This is a genomic window from Bradyrhizobium aeschynomenes, assembly GCF_013178945.1.
Lineage (GTDB): Bacteria > Pseudomonadota > Alphaproteobacteria > Rhizobiales > Xanthobacteraceae > Bradyrhizobium > Bradyrhizobium aeschynomenes.
This window is the reverse complement of sequence record NZ_JABFDM010000045.1, coordinates 1-345: the sequence shown is the minus strand read 5'-3', so window position 1 is coordinate 345 and position 345 is coordinate 1. Positions and strand designations below refer to the sequence as shown.

Genomic DNA, 345 nt, shown 5'->3' with positions numbered 1-345 from the left:
CGGCGGCCATCGCGGCCATGCCGCGCTCGACCATCGCCTCGAGCTCGCTGATGAGGTCGCGGTCCTCGCCTTCGGGCTCGGCCTCATTGGCCTCGAGCTGTCCGAGCAGGTCCTTGATTCGGTCGATCGTGGTCAGGATCAGCGTGACGGCCTCGCCGGTCACCGGCATGCCGTCGCGGAATTTGCCCATCAGGGTTTCGGCAGCATGCGCCAGCGCTTCGAGTCGCGGCAGGCCGAGGAAGCCGCAGGTCCCCTTGATCGTGTGCACCAGGCGGAAGATGTTATCCAGGATCTTGGCGTTGTTCGGCTCCTGCTCGAACCGCACCAACTGATTGTCGACGGTAT

At 64.9% G+C, this 345-nt stretch carries 1 protein-coding gene; it reads right to left on the bottom strand.

All coding sequences use genetic code 11. The features are described 5' to 3' along the window. A partial coding sequence (locus HL666_RS33895) for an Hpt domain-containing protein (protein WP_172185810.1) occupies positions 1 to 345 on the bottom strand: 345 nt, incomplete at both ends.